Source organism: Janthinobacterium sp. C22, from assembly GCF_057919405.1.
On sequence record NZ_CP193659.1, the window covers coordinates 2,003,806 to 2,020,596 of the forward strand.

Genomic DNA, 16,791 nt, shown 5'->3' on the forward strand with positions numbered 1-16,791 from the left:
CGCCGCAACAATAATAGCGGCCTTTCTTGGTTCGCATCGCCATAGCGGGTACAATGCGCGCTATGAAAAATATCGTTATCCTCATTTCCGGACGCGGCAGCAACATGGAAGCGGTCGTGCGCGCGGCGCAAGCCGAGCAGTGGCCAGCCCGTATTGCCGCCGTCATCAGTAACCGGGCCGATGCCCAGGGACTGGTTTTTGCCGCGCAACATGGGATAGCGACGGCCGTCGTTGCCAACAAGGATTATGCCAGCCGCGAACAGTTCGATGCGGCGCTGCAAGCCGTGATCGACGGCTACGCCCCCGACCTGGTCGTGCTGGCCGGTTTCATGCGCATCCTGACGCCGCCCTTCGTCGAGCATTACGCGGGGCGCATGCTCAATATCCACCCGTCGCTGCTGCCGCTGTTCCCTGGCATGGCGACGCACCGCCAGGCGCTCGAGGCGGGTGTGACGGAACACGGCGCGACCGTGCATTTCGTAACAGCCGAGCTCGATCATGGCCCGGCCGTGGCGAGCGCGACCGTCCCCGTCTTGCCTGGCGACACAGAAGACAGCTTATCGGCGCGCGTGCTGGTACAGGAACATCTGCTTTACCCGCGCGCCATCCGCCTGTTCATTGACGATAAACTGTCGCTCGAGCATGGCCAGGTCCGCGTGGACCCTCAATAAAATATTACAGGAAGAATAACAATGAGATTGCCACCAGCGATACTTGCCAATGCTGAAGAAGTATTGCGCGAAATTTTACGTTTCACGGCCCCGGCCGACACCACCTTGTCGCGCTATTTCCGCGACCATCCGCGCCTCGGTTCGCGCGAACGCGGCGCCATCGCCGAAGGCATTTATGCCGTGCTGCGCAACAAATCGTTCTTCACGGACTTCGCCGAAGCGGGCAGCGGCCCGACCATGCGCCGTCTGACCATCCTCGGCCTGGCCGAAGCCGTCGGCGCCGACTCACTGGGCGGCTTGACGGAAGAGGAAGTGGAATGGCTGGAACGCATCACGCAGATCGACCGCAGCCTGATGCCGGCGAACATGCGCGCCAATATGCCGACCTGGCTGTTCGACAAGCTGATCGCCCAGTTCGGCGAAGCGGAAACCATGAAGCTGGCCGATGCGCTGAACGCGCCGGCGCCGCTGGACTTGCGCGTCAACTCGCTCAAGGCCACGCGCGACGACGTCATGCTGGCCCTGGCCGAAGCGCCTATCCTCAGCACGCCGACGCCCTATGCGCCGCTGGGTTTGCGCGTCATCAAGAAGCCTTCGCTGCAAAACCTGCCTTTGTTCCAGAGCGGCGCCATCGAAGTGCAGGATGAGGGCAGCCAGATCCTGTCGCAGATCGTCGGCGCCAAGCGCGGCGAGATGGTGGTCGATTTCTGTGCCGGCGCAGGCGGCAAGACCCTCGCATTGGGTGCGCTGATGCGCAACACGGGCCGTCTGTACGCCTTCGACGTGTCGGAAAAGCGTCTGGCCAAGCTGAAACCCCGCATGGCCCGCAGCGGCCTGTCGAACGTGCATCCGGTGCAGATCGCGCATGAGCGCGATGCCAAGATCAAGCGCCTGGCTGGCAAGATCGACCGCGTGCTGGTCGATGCGCCATGCAGCGGCCTGGGCACCCTGCGCCGCAATCCGGACGTGAAATGGCGCCAACAACCGAATTCCATCGTTGAGCTGCAAGCCAAGCAGGCGGCCATCCTGGCCGGCGCGGCGCGCCTGGTGAAGGGCGGCGGCCGCCTCGTGTACGCCACCTGCAGCTTCCTGAACGAAGAAAACGATCAGATCGCCGAACAGTTCCTGGCTGCCAACCCCGACTTCACGCTGGTGCCGATGAGCAAGGTGCTGGCCGAACAGAAGATCGAGCTGGAAATGGGCGACTACCTGAAACTGCTGCCGCACCTGCACCAGACCGACGGTTTCTTCGCCGCCGTGTTCGAGCGCAAGGTCATGCCGAAAAAGTCTACGCCGATGAAAAACCGGCCGACGACGTTGACGCTGAACCAGCCGAGTAAGCCTGTCACGGGCCGCCGCTGCACCCTGCAGCGGCGGCCTTCAATGCCGCCAGCCCGCCTGGCGGCATGGGAGCACTCCCCATCCGTACCACCTTCGCCCCACCTTCCGGACCGCATCCGCCATGAATGAAACCCCGCTGCTCAACCTGATCACTGATTTTGTCGATGATTTCCGCCAACCGGCCATCCTGTGGCAGGCGCTGGTCATCGTCGCCTGCCTGGCGCTGAGCTGGCTGCTGGTGCGGCAGTTGCGCGTGTTCCTGCACAAACGGGCGGAAGCGGCGGCCACGCCCGCCACGCCGGAAACCCTGCAGCGCACGGACAGTTTCATCCGCATTTTGACCCCCGTGCTGGCGGCCATGCTGCTGGGCATTGCGCAGCATTTCCTGGCCAAGTTCCAGTCGGTGAACCTGCTCAGCATTGCCATTCCCCTGTGCACCTCGATGGCGCTGGTGCGCTTCGGTTTTTATGTGCTGCGCCGCATTTTTGCCCACCATGGCAACGTCAGCCCCACCATGTTGTTGCTGGAAAAAATCTTCACGGTGGTGGTGTGGGCCGGCATGGCCCTGTACATCACGGGCCTGTGGCCGGAACTGCATGCTTTCCTGGAAAGCATCGTCGTGCCGCTGGGGCGCAACAAGGTGTCCGTGGCTGCCATCTTGCAAGCCGCTATTTCCGTCGCCGTGCTGCTGGTGCTGGCCATGTGGGCCGGCACCTCGCTCGACGAGCGCCTGATGAAAATGCAGGGCTTGCACACCTCCCTGCGCGTGGTGCTGTCGCGCATGGGCCGCGCCGTGCTGATCCTTGTCTCCGTGCTGGTCAGCCTGTCGCTGGTGGGCATCGACTTGACGGTGCTGTCCGTGTTCGGCGGCGCCTTCGGCGTGGCGCTGGGCTTCGGCTTGCAAAAGATCGCCGCGAACTTTGTGTCCGGTTTCATCATCCTGCTCGACCGCAGCCTCACTATCGGCGACATGATCACGGTGGGTCAATTTACGGGCAAGGTCACGCAGATCAATACGCGCTATACTGTGTTATTGGGTGGCGATGGCGTGGAATCCATCGTGCCGAATGAAATGCTGATTTCCGGCGGCGTGCAGAACATGTCGCTGAGCAACCGCATGGTGTGGCTGTCGACGGCCGTGTCGGTGGGCTATGAAACGGATCTCGATGTCATCTTCCCCTTGCTGGAAGCGGCGACGGCCAAGGTGCCGCGTGTGTCGCAAAGCAATCCACCCTCGGCGACGCTCGTGCGTTTCGGCGCCGACGGTCTCGACGTGCAGATCGGTTTCTGGATCGCGGATCCGGAAAACGGCACGGGCGGCGTGAAGTCGAATGTGAACCGCGCCATCTGGCGCACCTTGCAGGAACATAAGGTCACTGTACCGTTTCCGCAACGCGAATTGCGTATTGTTGGTACGCCTCCTGCCCCGCTCGCCAGCGCGGCAGACGGTGAGTCCCCGCCATCCGGCACCCAGCCTTAACCTCGCTGCCTGCCTCCGATTTTGCCTGATAGCACCCATTAGGGCGTACAATCACGCCTAAAATTAACTCTGCCGGACCTCCAGAGTCACTGGAGCGACCGTGCGCACGCCCTGTCCACTTGGAGTAGTAGTAATGACATTGAGTTCCGTTTTACACGACGTTTTGCAGTTCATGGCCACTGGCATTACCGATCTGTCCGCATGGCAAGTGTTCCTGTACACCATGGTGGTCACCCACATCACGATCGCCAGCGTCACAATCTACCTGCACCGCCACCAGGCCCACCGGGCGCTGGAATTGCACGCCATTCCCAGCCATTTCTTCCGTTTCTGGCTGTGGCTGACGACGGGCCAGGTCACCAAGGAATGGGCGGCCATCCACCGCAAGCACCATGCCAAGTGCGATACGGAAGAAGATCCGCATAGCCCCGTGACGCGCGGCATCAAGAAAGTGTTCTGGGAAGGCGCCGAGCTGTATCGCGCTGAATCGAAGAACATGGAAACCATGGCGAAATATGGCCACGGCACGCCGACGGACTGGATCGAGCGCAACCTGTACACCAAGTACAGCTGGCTGGGCGTGGTCTCGCTGTTCGTCATCAATTTCGTGTTGTTCGGCGTGATCGGCATTTCCGTGTGGGCCGTGCAAATGATGTGGATCCCCATCACGGCGGCCGGCATCATCAACGGCATCGGCCACTACTGGGGCTACCGCAACTACGACTGCGCCGACGCGGCCACCAACATCATTCCCTTCGGCATCCTGATCGGCGGCGAAGAGTTGCATAACAACCACCATACGTATGCGACGTCGGCCAAGCTGTCGTCGAAATGGTATGAGATCGATATCGGCTGGGCGTATATCCGCGCGCTGGAAATGCTGGGCTTGGCCAAGGTCAAAAAACTGGCGCCGGCGCCGAAGTTCTCTCACGGTAAGCTGGAAGCGGACTTCGATACCTTGCAATCGGTCATCGCCAACCGCTACGACGTGATGGCCAAGTATGCGAAATCGATCAAGCATGCCTGGAAGGAAGAACTGGAGCACCTGAAGCACAAGGCGGAGCTGGAAAAGCGTTTCCTGAAGTCGTCGCGCAAGCTGATGCAGCGCGAGCCGGGCAAACTGGCCGATGCGCACCATGAGCAGCTGTCGGAACTGTTCCAGCACAGCAAGGCGCTGGAAACCATGCACCACATGCGCGTGGAACTGGGCGCCATCTGGGAGCGCTCGCACTTTACGCGCGAGCAGTTGCTGCAAAAGCTGCAAGACTGGTGCACGCGCGCCGAAGCGTCGGGCATCAAGTCGCTGCAGGATTTCTCTTTGCGCCTGCGCAGCTATGCCTGAGTAAGTTGTTGCGCCATATCAAGGCCCTGGTTTCCAGGGCCTTTTTTCGTCCCGGCACAAGGGGCGGGGAGGCGGTGTAAAAATCAGGGCGAAAAAAACCGCTCATCGGAGCGGCTCTTTTTACAGAACACAATATCAATTACTTGATCTTGGTTTCTTTGTACGTGACGTGCTTGCGTGCTTTAGGATCGAATTTCATGATCTCCATTTTCGCAGGCGTCGTACGCTTGTTTTTGGTAGTCGTGTAGAAGTGACCCGTACCGGCGGTCGATTCTAACTTGATTTTGTCGCGGCCTGATTTTGCCATGATAGCTCCCTTATTCTGCTAATTAGACTTTTTCGCCACGAGCGCGCATATCGACCAATACGGCGTCGATGCCGACTTTATCGATGACGCGCAGACCGGCGTTGGACAAACGCAGGGAGACCCAGCGGTTTTCAGATTCAACAAAAATACGACGATTCTGCAAGTTAGGCAAAAAACGACGTTTGGTTTTGTTGTTTGCATGGGAAACATTGTTGCCGACCATCGGCTTCTTCCCAGTGACTTGGCAAACACGTGCCATGGCGCACTCCTTAAAGATATTCCAAATTGGAAAAACGAGAGTATATCCAAAATAAGCAGATTTATCAATGACTTGCGAAAAACAATTGTGTCATGTTGTATTGGATTTATTTAACAATTTGACTTTTACCCTTCTCCCTAGGGGAAAGCACTGGTAAACAGCGCTGTTTACTGTTAGATAAGCGTCCCGCTGCTGTCACGTATGTCCTTGTTTACACATGGTTAACTGCGGCCAGGGCGGTATTGGCCTAGATCTGGCCGTGTTCCGCGAACGAATGCACGTGCCGTCCGGCCACGACGAAATGGTCGAGGATGCGCACGTCCACCAGCGACAGGGCCTGCACCAGCGCGCGCGTCAGCAATAGATCCGATTCGCTCGGTTCCGGCGTGCCGGACGGGTGATTGTGGGCCAGCATGACGCTGGCCGCGTTGTGCAGCAGCGCCTGTTTCACCACTTCGCGCGGATACACGCTGGTGTGGGTGAGGGTGCCGCGAAACATTTCCTGGGTCGCGATCAGGCGGTTCTTGACGTCCAAAAACAACACGTGGAATGCTTCATGCGCCAGGTGGCCCAGGGTCAGGCGCAGATAATCTTTGACGGCGTGCGGCGAATTGAGGGCTTGCCCGGCCTGCAAGTCCTCGATAATGGCGCGCCGCGCCAGCTCCAGCACGGCTTGCAGCTGGGCGAACTTGGCGCTGCCCATGCCGTGCACGGCGGAAAAACTCACGAGGCTGGCGCCAAACAGGCCCCGCAAGGAGCCGAAGTGCTCGACCGTGTCGCGCGCCAGCTCCACGGCGCTCTTGCCGCGCACGCCCGTGCGCAGGAACACAGCCAGCAATTCCGCGTCCGACAGCGACTGCGCGCCATCCTCGATCAGGCGTTCGCGCGGCCGTTCGCCGGCCGGCCAATCCTTGATGCCCATGCTGCCTCCCCGTCGCGCCCAGCTCGTCGTGGCGCCTGCCGACGATTGTCGCGCCTTCCCCGGGCGGCCATGCTGCGCTAGCTCGTCTTCCTGTCAGATCATGGTAAAAAAACAAAAGCCAAGATGCCCGGCCCGGCCATTTTCAAGCGCTATCATTTGCCTGCCGTTGCATTCCATGCAAGTTGCAGCGGCGGGGAGTCAGGGCCCTGAACTCGATGTCTTCCACTTGTTTGACAGGAGTAGTCATGCCGTACATCAAAGTTATCAATGGAGTCATGCAAGAGTTCAACGCCGCCGGCGTCAATACGGGCAAGGTCAGCGGCATCGGCCTCAATTCGCATGCGTATCTGGAACACCGTAACTGGAGTGACACCGCACCGCTCGTTCCGGACCCGATGTATCCCGATTACAGCACCGATTTGCCGTATCTTGCCGCCAATGGCTTCAAGTACATCCAGGTGATGCTGGCGCCTTTCAATGGCAAGGCTGGCACTTGGAACTGGGGCTATGTTGTGGGCGAGCCAAAGTTCGCAACCGACAATACGCTAACCGCGCTCAATATCAAGCCCGGATACTGGGCTGCGGTACAGACGCTGCTCGATTGCGCGCTGGCCAATGGCATCGGCATCATCGCCTGCCCATTCTGGAATCCCTACGCCGTGCCGCAGTTGGTGGGGGAAGCGGGCCCTGAGGGCGCTACCAAAGACGAGCAGGCCGCAGCCGCGCGGCTCGCACTGATCAATCCACAGTCGAAAACACGCCGCTACATGCGTGCCTTTGCCCAGGCTTTTGCGCAACGCTACAGCAACCACGCCGGCATCGCCGCCTGGATGGCTGCGCAGGAACTGATGGCCGTGACCGAGATTGACCTGAATGTCACCCGCGAAATCATCCAGGAGACGGCGCAATTGCTGCGCGACAACGATGCCCTGGCCCGCATGATTTCGTCCGGCAATGCGGGCATTGCCCATACTTCGCCCCGTCAAGGCTCCTTGCAGCAATACGTCTCGGAAACCCTGCCATTCCTGAATCCGGATCCGGTCGACTGTCTTTGCGAAAACCTGTTCCCGGGTAACGAATATGTCAGCAGCGGCCTGACTGCCGGCGCGGATTTGCCATCCGATTTCGTTTCGTCTTCGCTCGCTTATCTGCAAGTGATGCAGCGCGCGGCCAAGAACTTGGGCAAACCGTATTACCTTGGCAGCTTTTGCCTGTCGAAAAAGCAAGAGCTGGCGTTGCAAGATTCCGAGCGGCAAGACAACTTGCACGCGTTGCTGAGCGCCATACGCCGTACGGGCGTGCAACTGGCGTGCTATTGGGACTGGAATGGGGGCAAGCCGATGGAAGACGAAGGTCTGAACCTGGTGGAGACACCGGCCTACAGCAACGGACGCAAGGCGGTCTGGGACGCCTTGCGGGGCGAAGACGCCATGCGGCCGGCGCCGCCCACGCCCTGCTTCGGCGTGACGAAGACCTTGCAGTTCCAGCCTGGCCTGTTGCTCACCGTGCCGTCGTCCTTGCGCTACGAGAGTGCGGATTTCTCGCTGTCGTATTGCATCCGGCAGCAGGCTTTAACCTCGACCAAGGATATCGACCATGCTTTCATCAAGCGTCAATCGAATAGCAAAGGCTGGGCGCTGCTGCAAAAGTTTATTACTACCCAGAACTATCTGAGCACCTACCTCCAGTTATGGGGGAAATGCCGTGAGCTCGAACAACAATGGCCACGGTGTGGAAGTGGATATCGCCAACCGCTGGCTGCGCTGCACTTACACCGTCAAGCATGATGGCTCGATCAGCCTGTACGTCGACGATTTTCTCATGTACCAAGGGAATAAGATGTCGCAGCCATTCGTGAACGCTATGGGTACACCCCTGGTGATCGGCCGTAACGTGCATGCGCTGGAGCAGGGCGCGCCCGCCTGGCAGTTGTCGGACGTCATCCTGTACGACCGCGTGCTGACGCCGAAGGAAGTGTATGACTATGGCCAATATGGCATCGTGAACCGGCCCGTGGGACGCTGGAAGCTCGATGGCAACCTGGAAGACAGTTCGGGCTTCGGCAATCATGCCAGCACGCCTGGCGGGTTGACCTACGTCAACGTCTGATTCGCTGATCAGACGTCGGATGCGTTGCGCGGCCATGTTTTTTGACAAAAGCATGGCCGCGCCGAGATGGCATGGGGCGCGCTGGCTCAGTGTGGCTTACAATATCGTTTTGCACCAGTTACTTGAAAACTACTATGTCCAACGAGCAACCAGCAGTCGTCACCGAAGCGGCTTACCTCACCCTGCATTATCGTCTTGCCACTGTTGACGGTACTGATATTGTCACGACCTTCAGCGGCAATCCTGCGACCTTGATGCTGGGACAGGGCCAGCTGGCGCCGTTCCTCGAGCAGCGCTTGCTGGGCTTGCCTGAAGGCACGCACCAGACGTTCGAGCTGGCGGCCGGCGAAGGTTTCGGCGAGCGCAATCCCGAGCTGGTGCAATCCGTCTCGCGCGCGACCCTGGACGAAAACTCCGTGCCCGGTGCCGACTACAAGATCGGCGACCTGGTCGACTTCGCCGCGCCGGGCGGCGGCCGCTTTGCCGGCGTGCTGCGCGAAATGCGCGAGGACTCCGCCCTGTTCGACTTCAATCATCCGCTGGCGGGCCAGCCGCTGCGTTTTGAAGTCAAGCTCATTTCGGTCCTGTAAGGAATAGCGATGGATAAAGAACTGTTACTGGCCCAGCCCCGCGGTTTCTGCGCTGGCGTCGACCGGGCGATCGAAATCGTCGAACGCGCCTTGCAGCAATTTGGCGCACCGATCTACGTGCGCCATGAAATCGTCCACAACGCCTATGTGGTGGCCGATTTGCGCAACAAGGGCGCCATCTTCATCGACGACCTCGATGACGTGCCTGCTGGCAATACGCTCGTGTTTTCCGCCCATGGCGTGTCGAAAGCCGTGCGCGCCGAGGCGGAATCGCGCGGCCTGAGCATTTTTGACGCGACTTGCCCGCTGGTCACCAAGGTGCACATGGAAGTGGGCAAGATGCGCCGTGAAGGCCGCGAGATCATCATGATCGGCCACGACGGCCATCCCGAGGTGGAAGGCACGATGGGCCAGGCGGATATGGGCATGCATCTGGTGGAAACGCTCGAAGATGTGGCGAAATTGCAGGTCGCCAATCCGGATCGCCTGGCCTATGTTTCGCAAACAACGTTGTCAGTTGACGACACCAGCGACATTATTGCGGCCTTGAAAGCGAAATATCCGAATATCGCCGAGCCGAAAAAAGGCGACATCTGCTACGCCACCACCAACCGCCAGGAAGCCGTGAAATTCATGGCGCCGCAAGTGGAAGTGGTGATCGTCGTGGGCAGCCCGAACAGCTCGAATTCGAACCGCCTGCGCGAAGTGGCCGAGAAGATGGGCACGCCTGCCTACATGGTCGACAATGCCTCGCAGATCGACCCCGCCTGGCTGGAAGGCAAGCTGCGCGTGGGTGTGACGGCTGGCGCCTCGGCGCCCGAGGTGCTGGTGCAAGCCGTCATCGACCGCCTGAAAGCGTGCGGCGTGAAGAGCGTGCGGCCCCTCGACGGCGTGCAGGAAGCCGTCACCTTCCCGATGCCGAAAGGCCTCGATGGCATCAAGCGCGACGTCGCCTGAGCCTGCGGGACGATTGAGTATCGATGAGGAGTTACCTCAAAACCGAATTTAATTCGGAAATGATCGATTTATTCCAAGCTTAGTTTTTGCAAAAGATCGTTATGATTGCCTCAAGCTTGAATATGTTGTCGTTATGACTAAGCAAGGTCACGCCCATTTTGAGTGCGTGCACCATGCTGGTGAGAACGGTCCAGGGATGGCACTGCAGGAATTCTTCCTCCGGTGCCGTTTTTGTATCAGCGACATATTCCGGTGGAAGTTGTTCCCGAAAAATGCATATTTGATAGGGCAATCATGGATACATTCATCCAGCAGATCATCAACGGCTTGGTGTTGGGCAGCATGTATGCCTTAGTCGCCCTCGGTTACACCATGGTGTACGGCGTGCTGAACCTGATCAACTTCGCCCACGGCGACGTACTCATGATCGGCGCCATGGTGGGCTTGAGCATTCTCAAGCTGCTGGGCATTTATGTGCCGGACTGGCCCGGCTATCTGAAACTGGCCACCGCCATCCTCGGCGCCATTCCCATCTGTATTCTGGTCAACATCATCATCGAGCGGGTCGCCTACCGCCGCCTGCGCAACGCCCCCGCCTCGCCCCCTGATTACCGCCATCGGCGTCTCCATCCTCTTGCAAACCTTCGCCATGATGATCTGGACGCGCAATCCCTTGCCCTTCCCGCAATTGCTGTCGACCGACCCCATCAACATAGGCGGCGCCGTGATTTCTCAGACGCAAGTGCTGTTGCTGGCCCTGGCCGCCTTGTCGATGGGCGGATTGGTGTTGTTGGTGGAAAAAACGCGCATGGGCCGCGCCATGCGCGCCACGGCGGAAAACCCCCGCGTGGCGGGCCTCATGGGCGTCGATTCCGACAAGGTCATCGTCGCCACCTTTGCCATCGGCGCCGCGCTGGCGGCCGTGGCGGGCGTGATGTGGGGCGCCAACTATGCCTCGATTCAATTTTCCATGGGCGCCATCCCCGGCCTGAAGGCCTTTTGCGCGGCCGTGTTGGGTGGCATCGGCAATATCTACGGCGCCATGCTGGGCGGTATCTTGCTGGGCATTATCGAGAGCCTGGGCGCCGGCTATATCGGCGACATCACGGGCGGCTTCCTGGGCAGCCACTACCAGGATATCTTTGCCTTCGTCGTGCTGATCATCGTGCTGACCCTGCGCCCGTCCGGCATCATGGGCGAACGCGTGGCCGACCGTGCCTGATGTGACACTGGGAGATTAAATCATGGCATTACTCGATTTCGACGCTAAGAAAAATCCGACCAAAGCCTACGCCGGCATGCTGGGCCTGGCCGCGCTGCTGGTGGTGTTTCCGTTTTTTGCCGCCCAGTTCGGCAATTCATGGGTGCGCATCATCGACATGGCCTTGCTGTACATCATGCTGGCCCTGGGCCTGAACATCGTCGTCGGCTTTGCCGGCCTGCTCGACCTGGGCTACATCGCCTTCTACGCCGTGGGCGCCTACCTGACGGCCTTGCTGGCCTCGCCCCAGTTCGCCATCCTGCTCGAATCGGTGGTGAATCAATATCCCGTGCTGGGCGAAACGCTGGTGCAGCTGATGGGGCCGGAAATCCGTGAAAACGGCATCCATTTGTCGATTTGGCTCATCGTGCCGCTGGCCGCCGCGGTGGCCGGCCTGTTCGGCGCCCTGCTGGGCGCGCCGACGCTCAAGTTGCGCGGCGACTATCTGGCCATCGTGACCCTGGGCTTTGGCGAGATCATCCGCATCTTCATGAACAATTTGAACGACCCGATCAATTTCACGAACGGGCCGCAAGGCATCAATCTGATCGACCCGATCCGCATCTTCGGCGTCAACCTGGCGGGCGAGGCGGGCAGCAACAGCACGGTGACGGTGGCCGGTTTTTCCATGCCGTCCGTGAACGCTTATTACTTCTTGTTCCTCTTCCTGTGCATCGCTGTCGTGTTCGTCACCAAGCGCCTCCAGCATTCGCGCCTGGGCCGCGCCTGGGTCGCCATCCGCGAAGACGAGATCGCCGCCAAGGCCATGGGCATCAATACGCGCAACGTGAAATTGCTGGCCTTTTCCATGGGCGCCTCGTTCGGCGGCGTGGCCGGCGCCATGTTTGCCTCGTTCCAGGGCTTTGTCTCGCCGGAATCGTTTTCCTTGACGGAATCGATCGCCGTGCTGGCCATGGTGGTGCTGGGCGGCATCGGCCACATCCCCGGCGTCATCCTGGGCGGCGTGATCCTGGCATCCATTCCCGAAGTGCTGCGCCACGTGGTGGAACCGGCCCAGCAGGCGCTGTTCGGCCACGTGGTGATCGAGGCGGAAGTGCTGCGCCAGCTGCTGTACGGGCTGGCCATGGTCTTGATCATGCTCAACCGTCCCGCCGGCCTGTGGCCCTCGCCGAAGCACGAAGAGCGGCCTGATCATGATGTAGATCAACCCAACAAATCCACCGGCGTCGTGTCCGCTTAAGGGAGGGAACGCACCATGAGCGAACAGATCATTCTCAATATCGCCGGCGTGAACAAGCGTTTCGGCGGCCTGCAGGCGTTGACGGACGTGGGCATTACCATCCGGCAAGGCCAGATCTACGGCTTGATCGGCCCGAACGGCGCCGGCAAGACCACCTTCTTCAACGTGATCACGGGCCTGTACCAGCCCGACACGGGCACTTTCGAGCTGGCCGGCAAGCCGTATTCGCCGTCCGCGCCGCACAAGGTGGCCAAGGCGGGCATTGCGCGGACCTTCCAGAACATCCGCCTGTTTGGCGACATGACGGCGCTGGAAAACGTCATGGTGGGACGCCACGTGCGCTCGCATCAGGGCGTGTTCGGCGCCATCTTCCGCCATAAGGCGGCGCGCGAGGAAGAGGCGTCCATCCGCCGGCGGGCGATGGAATTGCTCGACTTCGTCGGCATCGCCCAGTTCGCCAGCCGCACGGCGCGCTTCTTGTCGTATGGCGACCAGCGGCGCCTGGAAATCGCCCGCGCGCTGGCCACCGATCCGCAACTGCTGGCCCTGGATGAGCCGGCGGCCGGCATGAATGCGACGGAAAAGCTGGCCTTGCGCGAATTGCTGGTGAAAATCAAGGCCGAAGGCAAGACCGTGCTGTTGATCGAGCACGACGTGAAACTGATGATGGGGCTGTGCGACCGCATCACGGTGCTCGAGTATGGCAAGCGCATCGCCGAAGGCTTGCCGGCCGAAATACAACAAAACCCGGCCGTCATCGAGGCTTATCTGGGGGGATCGCACGCATGAGCAATATATTGAAGGTGGCGGGCCTGCACGTGGCTTACGGCGGCATCAAGGCGGTGAAAGGCATCGACCTGGAAGTCAATGAGGGCGAACTGATCGCCCTGATCGGCGCGAACGGCGCCGGCAAGACGACGACCCTGAAAGCCATCACGGGCACCTTGCCTGCATGCAAAGTCGAAGGCACGATCAGTTACCTGGGCGAATCGCTCAAGGGGAGCAAGTCGTTTCACCTGGTGGAGCGGAAGCTGGCCATGGTGCCGGAAGGGCGGGGCGTGTTTACGCGCATGTCGATCCGTGAAAACCTCATGATGGGCGCCTACACGCGCACGGACAAGGCCGGTGTCGAGGATGACATCGCCAAGTGGTTCGACGTGTTTCCCCGCCTGAAAGAGCGGGCGGCGCAGATGGCCGGCACCCTGTCGGGCGGCGAACAGCAGATGCTGGCCATGGCGCGCGCCCTGATGAGCCATCCGAAGCTGCTGCTGCTCGACGAGCCGTCGATGGGCTTGTCGCCCATCATGGTCGAGAAAATCTTCGAGGTGATCCGCAAGGTGTCGTCCGAAGGCATCACGATCCTGCTGGTCGAACAGAATGCCCGTTTGGCCCTGCAGGCGGCGCACCGCGGCTATGTGATGGATTCCGGCCTGGTCACCATGGGCGGCAACGCGGCGGCCATGCTCGACGACCCGCGCGTGAAGGCGGCGTATCTGGGGGAGTAAGGGCGGGAAAGTAAAAGCGCATAAAAAATGCCCCAGCTGGGCTGGGGCATAATGGCATCCGTCGGGGAAGTGCGGGATGGATGCCTGGAGGAGCTGGTAACAACGGACCGCCGTGGCGGTCGCGCAGGAATTACTTGGCGGCAGCGCGCGGCACGACTTTTTCAGCCGCTTGCGTGAACTGGTTCACGGCCGAGGTCAGGTTCGCTTCGATGGCTTCGACGGCTTGCTTGCTGGTTTTCGAGAACTGCTCGTAGCCTGCATTGGCGTTGCCGATGGCGCTTTTCAGGATGGCAACGGCGTTTTCCGAACCGGCTGGCGCGTTCTTGGTGACTTCTTCCACCAGGGACAGGACTTTGCGGTTGGTTTCAGCGATCTGCGATTCAGCTGCTTTGCTGAACTCGGCTTGGGTGCCCGACGTGATGGCAGCCAGGTGACGGCCGTAAGCGATGGCTTTTTCGGCGCTAGGTTGCGCTTGAGCAGCGCTCAGCGAGAAGAATTCTTGTGGATCTTTTGCCGACAGCAATTGCTTGGCGGCGGCGGTCGATTCTTCCAGCGTTGCCTTGGCAGCGGTCAGGTTCAGTTCGACGATCTTTTCGATGCCTTCGAAGGCTTTGCCCGTCAGCGACGAGAACAGGGCGAATTGGGCTTCCAGGTTGGCTTTGGTAGCGGACGAAAATTGCTCAGGAATTGAAAACATATAAATCTCCAAAAAATCGAAATCTGGTTAATTTGATGCTGCGTGTACCGTTTGGGAAAGCAGGTGAATCTAAATTTTTCAAGCTGAACAAGAATTGTGCAACGCAACAAACCCTATTCTACGGCGAAAAAAAACGAAGTCAAGCGATTCTTGTGCGATGCAACAATTGAATAGATTTGCATCAAAAGCCGTTGTTTCTAAAGAGAAATATTTGATTTCTAGGTGTCAATGGTTTGAACCTAAACTAGCGTTTCCAAGGGGGCGGGGACGATCGCGGCGCAGCATGCTAGACTTTGCCTCCCGCACTGGCGCAGCGCCCCGGTGCCGATCCCGTTTCCCGAGTTGATACCATGTCCAATCTTCCCGCCGCGGCTGGCGCCAGCGGCAAAGCCACTTTCCTGACCACTGCGACACCGATGGCCTTGCCCGCCTTCTTCGTGTTGTTATGGAGCACAGGTTTTATCGTCGCCAAGTTCGGCCTGCCGTACGCGCCGCCGCTGACCTTTTTGCTGCTGCGCTTCCTGGGCGTGCTGGTGATCCTGCTGCCCCTGGTGCTGCTGTTGCGCGCGCCATGGCCCGTGGGGCAGTTCCGCCAGATCGCCGTGGCCGGCATCCTGATGCAGGCCGGCTACCTGGCCGGCGTCTGGTGCGCCATCAAGCTGGGCATGCCGGCCGGTCTGTCGGCCCTGATCGTCGGCATGCAGCCCGTGCTGACGGCCTGCGCCGCCCCCTGATCGGCGAATCCGTGCGTCCGCGCCAGTGGCTGGGCCTGTTCTTCGGCTTGCTGGGCGTGGCCCTCGTCGTGTATGCGAAGATCAACCTCGTGGGCCTGACGGTGGAAAGCGTGCTGCTGTGCGTATTTGCCCTGCTGTCGATGACGGCCGGCACCATGTACCAAAAACGCCACTGTCCCCAGTTCGACTTGCGCACCGGCACGGTGGTGCAGTTTGCCGCTTCCATCATCGTGGTGTTGCCATTCGCCTTGTATTACGAAGGCTTGGACCTGCATTTCAGCAACGTGCAATGGACGGCGAATTTCATCGGCGCCTTGCTGTGGTCGGTACTCGTGCTGTCCATCGGCGCCATCTTCCTGCTGTTCGCCCTGATCCGCCGCAGCGACGCGACGAAAGTGACGGGCTTGCTGTATCTGACGCCGCCCACGACGGCCGTGATGGCCTGGCTGATGTTTGGCGAAGCGTTTAATATGCTGGGCATCGCCGGCATGCTGGTGGCCGTGGTCGGCGTGGTATTCGTCGTCAAGAAATAGCAGGGAGCAGGGCAGTGAGCAAGCAAGCATTGGAAACACCGTCGGCGCAGCAAGCCGTGGACGCCGTCATCCTGTCGCGCCGTTCGATCCGCGCCTTTTTACCCACGCCGGTGGCGCAGGACGATATCGCGCGCATCCTGGAAGTGGCGGCGCGCGCGCCTTCGGGCGCCAACATGCAGCCGTGGAAAGTGTATGTGCTGTCGGGCGAGGCGCGCCAGCGCCTGTCGCGCCGCATCCTGGCCGCCTATGATGCGCCGAAGGCGCCCGATGCGCCCGCGCGCACGGCGTCGTATACCTATTACCCGCGCCAGTGGACGGCGCCGTTCATCGAACGCCGCCGCAAGATCGGCCTGGACCTGTACCAACTGCTGGGTTTGGAGCGGGGCGACACGGCCGGCATGGCGGCCCAGCATGGACGCAACTTCCAGTTCTTCGATGCGCCCGTGGGCCTGATCTTTACCATCGAGCGGGTGCTGGAACAGGGTTCCTGGCTCGATTACGGCATGTTCTTGCAAAATATCATGCTGGCGGCGCGCGCGCGGGCCTCGATACCTGCCCGCAAGCGGCCTTCATCCACTACCATGACATCATCCGCGACGAGCTGGACATACCGGCCAGCGAAATGCTGGTGTGCGGCATGGCCCTCGGCTATGCCGACCCGGACAAGATCGAGAACCGCTTGAGCACGGAACGCGAGCCGCTGGCCGGCTTTGTTAAATTCATGGACAAATAGACATTACCAGCGATGGGCACCGGCAAACAGCCGCTTAAGGATGAGCTTGTTTGCGGATCGCTAACGTTTTGTATTTCATTGCTGCAATAAATACTGTCCCAACTGTTAAATGGGCTTGCGATTACTCTGCATTTCGCTACACTGCAATA

The 16,791-nt window shown here is 60.1% G+C and carries 15 protein-coding genes and 3 pseudogenes; 14 read left to right on the forward strand and 4 right to left on the reverse strand.

Annotated features, from left to right (window positions below; translation table 11 throughout):
- The first annotated feature begins 62 nt into the window (after positions 1 to 62).
- The 4 genes from purN (at position 63) to ACRHIG_RS09245 (ending at position 4,834) form a co-directional block, all read left to right on the forward strand.
- Complete coding sequence (gene purN, locus ACRHIG_RS09230) at positions 63 to 671, forward strand: phosphoribosylglycinamide formyltransferase (protein ID WP_489630004.1); 609 nt, start codon at positions 63 to 65, stop codon at positions 669 to 671.
- A 21-nt stretch (positions 672 to 692) separates the two neighbouring features.
- On the forward strand, positions 693 to 2,141 hold the full coding sequence (locus ACRHIG_RS09235) for an RsmB/NOP family class I SAM-dependent RNA methyltransferase (protein ID WP_489630005.1): 1,449 nt from the start codon (positions 693 to 695) through the stop codon (positions 2,139 to 2,141).
- Complete coding sequence (locus tag ACRHIG_RS09240) at positions 2,134 to 3,492, forward strand: mechanosensitive ion channel family protein (RefSeq protein WP_475414725.1); 1,359 nt, start codon at positions 2,134 to 2,136, stop codon at positions 3,490 to 3,492. The genes ACRHIG_RS09235 and ACRHIG_RS09240 overlap by 8 nt, the downstream gene beginning before the upstream one ends.
- A gap of 133 nt (positions 3,493 to 3,625) precedes the next feature.
- Positions 3,626 to 4,834, forward strand: a complete 1,209-nt coding sequence (locus ACRHIG_RS09245; protein ID WP_475418350.1) for a DesA family fatty acid desaturase — start codon at positions 3,626 to 3,628, stop codon at positions 4,832 to 4,834.
- Between the two features lie 139 nt (positions 4,835 to 4,973).
- Here the strand turns inward: ACRHIG_RS09245 and rpmG are convergent, their stop codons facing one another.
- The 3 genes from rpmG to radC form a co-directional block, all read right to left on the reverse strand.
- Positions 4,974 to 5,141: a 50S ribosomal protein L33 gene (rpmG, locus tag ACRHIG_RS09250; RefSeq protein ID WP_010400929.1), complete on the reverse strand. Its 168-nt coding sequence runs from the start codon at positions 5,139 to 5,141 to the stop codon at positions 4,974 to 4,976.
- 22 nt (positions 5,142 to 5,163) lie between these two features.
- Positions 5,164 to 5,400, reverse strand: a complete 237-nt coding sequence (gene rpmB / locus ACRHIG_RS09255; RefSeq protein ID WP_010400928.1) for a 50S ribosomal protein L28 — start codon at positions 5,398 to 5,400, stop codon at positions 5,164 to 5,166.
- Between the two features lie 247 nt (positions 5,401 to 5,647).
- Positions 5,648 to 6,322 carry a RadC family protein gene (radC, locus tag ACRHIG_RS09260; RefSeq protein WP_489630006.1) on the reverse strand — a complete coding sequence of 225 codons (675 nt, stop codon included), beginning with the start codon at positions 6,320 to 6,322 and terminating at the stop codon, positions 5,648 to 5,650.
- Positions 6,323 to 6,567: 245 nt separating this feature from the next.
- Here radC and ACRHIG_RS09265 point away from each other — a divergent pair, with 245 nt between their 5' ends.
- The 8 genes and pseudogenes from ACRHIG_RS09265 (at position 6,568) to ACRHIG_RS09300 (ending at position 13,945) form a co-directional block, all read left to right on the forward strand.
- Positions 6,568 to 8,109 (forward strand): hypothetical protein, encoded by a 1,542-nt coding sequence (locus ACRHIG_RS09265; RefSeq protein ID WP_489630007.1) that lies wholly within the window; start codon positions 6,568 to 6,570, stop codon positions 8,107 to 8,109.
- The gene (locus tag ACRHIG_RS09270) at positions 8,060 to 8,431 is read left to right on the forward strand and encodes a hypothetical protein (protein ID WP_489630778.1); all 372 of its coding nucleotides are present in this window, start codon (positions 8,060 to 8,062) and stop codon (positions 8,429 to 8,431) included. Before ACRHIG_RS09265 ends, ACRHIG_RS09270 begins: the two co-directional genes overlap by 50 nt.
- A 134-nt stretch (positions 8,432 to 8,565) precedes the next feature.
- Positions 8,566 to 9,021, forward strand: coding sequence for an FKBP-type peptidyl-prolyl cis-trans isomerase (locus ACRHIG_RS09275; RefSeq protein WP_070224501.1), 456 nt, complete (start codon positions 8,566 to 8,568; stop codon positions 9,019 to 9,021).
- Positions 9,022 to 9,030: 9 nt separating this feature from the next.
- Positions 9,031 to 9,978, forward strand: a complete 948-nt coding sequence (gene ispH / locus ACRHIG_RS09280; RefSeq protein ID WP_475414721.1) for a 4-hydroxy-3-methylbut-2-enyl diphosphate reductase — start codon at positions 9,031 to 9,033, stop codon at positions 9,976 to 9,978.
- Between the two features lie 294 nt (positions 9,979 to 10,272).
- Positions 10,273 to 11,200, forward strand: a pseudogene (locus ACRHIG_RS09285) (branched-chain amino acid ABC transporter permease).
- Positions 11,201 to 11,222: 22 nt separating this feature from the next.
- On the forward strand, positions 11,223 to 12,440 hold the full coding sequence (locus tag ACRHIG_RS09290) for an ABC transporter permease subunit (RefSeq protein ID WP_489630008.1): 1,218 nt from the start codon (positions 11,223 to 11,225) through the stop codon (positions 12,438 to 12,440).
- Positions 12,441 to 12,455: 15 nt separating this feature from the next.
- Positions 12,456 to 13,229: an ABC transporter ATP-binding protein gene (locus tag ACRHIG_RS09295; protein ID WP_475414719.1), complete on the forward strand. Its 774-nt coding sequence runs from the start codon at positions 12,456 to 12,458 to the stop codon at positions 13,227 to 13,229.
- The gene (locus ACRHIG_RS09300) at positions 13,226 to 13,945 is read left to right on the forward strand and encodes an ABC transporter ATP-binding protein (protein WP_489630009.1); all 720 of its coding nucleotides are present in this window, start codon (positions 13,226 to 13,228) and stop codon (positions 13,943 to 13,945) included. Before ACRHIG_RS09295 ends, ACRHIG_RS09300 begins: the two co-directional genes overlap by 4 nt.
- Positions 13,946 to 14,075: 130 nt before the next feature.
- Here ACRHIG_RS09300 and ACRHIG_RS09305 read toward each other — a convergent pair whose 3' ends face one another.
- Positions 14,076 to 14,642 carry a phasin family protein gene (locus ACRHIG_RS09305; RefSeq protein ID WP_034747490.1) on the reverse strand — a complete coding sequence of 189 codons (567 nt, stop codon included), beginning with the start codon at positions 14,640 to 14,642 and terminating at the stop codon, positions 14,076 to 14,078.
- Positions 14,643 to 14,992: 350 nt separating this feature from the next.
- Here ACRHIG_RS09305 and ACRHIG_RS09310 point away from each other — a divergent pair.
- Positions 14,993 to 15,909: pseudogene (locus ACRHIG_RS09310) on the forward strand (DMT family transporter).
- A 14-nt stretch (positions 15,910 to 15,923) separates the two neighbouring features.
- Positions 15,924 to 16,642: pseudogene (locus tag ACRHIG_RS09315) on the forward strand (nitroreductase).
- Positions 16,643 to 16,791: the final 149 nt, after the last annotated feature.

Coding starts and splice junctions, on each gene's coding strand:
- purN (WP_489630004.1), top strand. CDS start 63: ATGAAAAATATCGTTATCCTCATTTCCGGACGCGGCAGCAACATGGAA.
- ACRHIG_RS09235 (WP_489630005.1), top strand. CDS start 693: ATGAGATTGCCACCAGCGATACTTGCCAATGCTGAAGAAGTATTGCGC.
- ACRHIG_RS09240 (WP_475414725.1), top strand. CDS start 2,134: ATGAATGAAACCCCGCTGCTCAACCTGATCACTGATTTTGTCGATGAT.
- ACRHIG_RS09245 (WP_475418350.1), top strand. CDS start 3,626: ATGACATTGAGTTCCGTTTTACACGACGTTTTGCAGTTCATGGCCACT.
- rpmG (WP_010400929.1), bottom strand. CDS start 5,141: ATGGCAAAATCAGGCCGCGACAAAATCAAGTTAGAATCGACCGCCGGT.
- rpmB (WP_010400928.1), bottom strand. CDS start 5,400: ATGGCACGTGTTTGCCAAGTCACTGGGAAGAAGCCGATGGTCGGCAAC.
- radC (WP_489630006.1), bottom strand. CDS start 6,322: ATGGGCATCAAGGATTGGCCGGCCGGCGAACGGCCGCGCGAACGCCTG.
- ACRHIG_RS09265 (WP_489630007.1), top strand. CDS start 6,568: ATGCCGTACATCAAAGTTATCAATGGAGTCATGCAAGAGTTCAACGCC.
- ACRHIG_RS09275 (WP_070224501.1), top strand. CDS start 8,566: ATGTCCAACGAGCAACCAGCAGTCGTCACCGAAGCGGCTTACCTCACC.
- ispH (WP_475414721.1), top strand. CDS start 9,031: ATGGATAAAGAACTGTTACTGGCCCAGCCCCGCGGTTTCTGCGCTGGC.
- ACRHIG_RS09290 (WP_489630008.1), top strand. CDS start 11,223: ATGGCATTACTCGATTTCGACGCTAAGAAAAATCCGACCAAAGCCTAC.
- ACRHIG_RS09295 (WP_475414719.1), top strand. CDS start 12,456: ATGAGCGAACAGATCATTCTCAATATCGCCGGCGTGAACAAGCGTTTC.
- ACRHIG_RS09300 (WP_489630009.1), top strand. CDS start 13,226: ATGAGCAATATATTGAAGGTGGCGGGCCTGCACGTGGCTTACGGCGGC.
- ACRHIG_RS09305 (WP_034747490.1), bottom strand. CDS start 14,642: ATGTTTTCAATTCCTGAGCAATTTTCGTCCGCTACCAAAGCCAACCTG.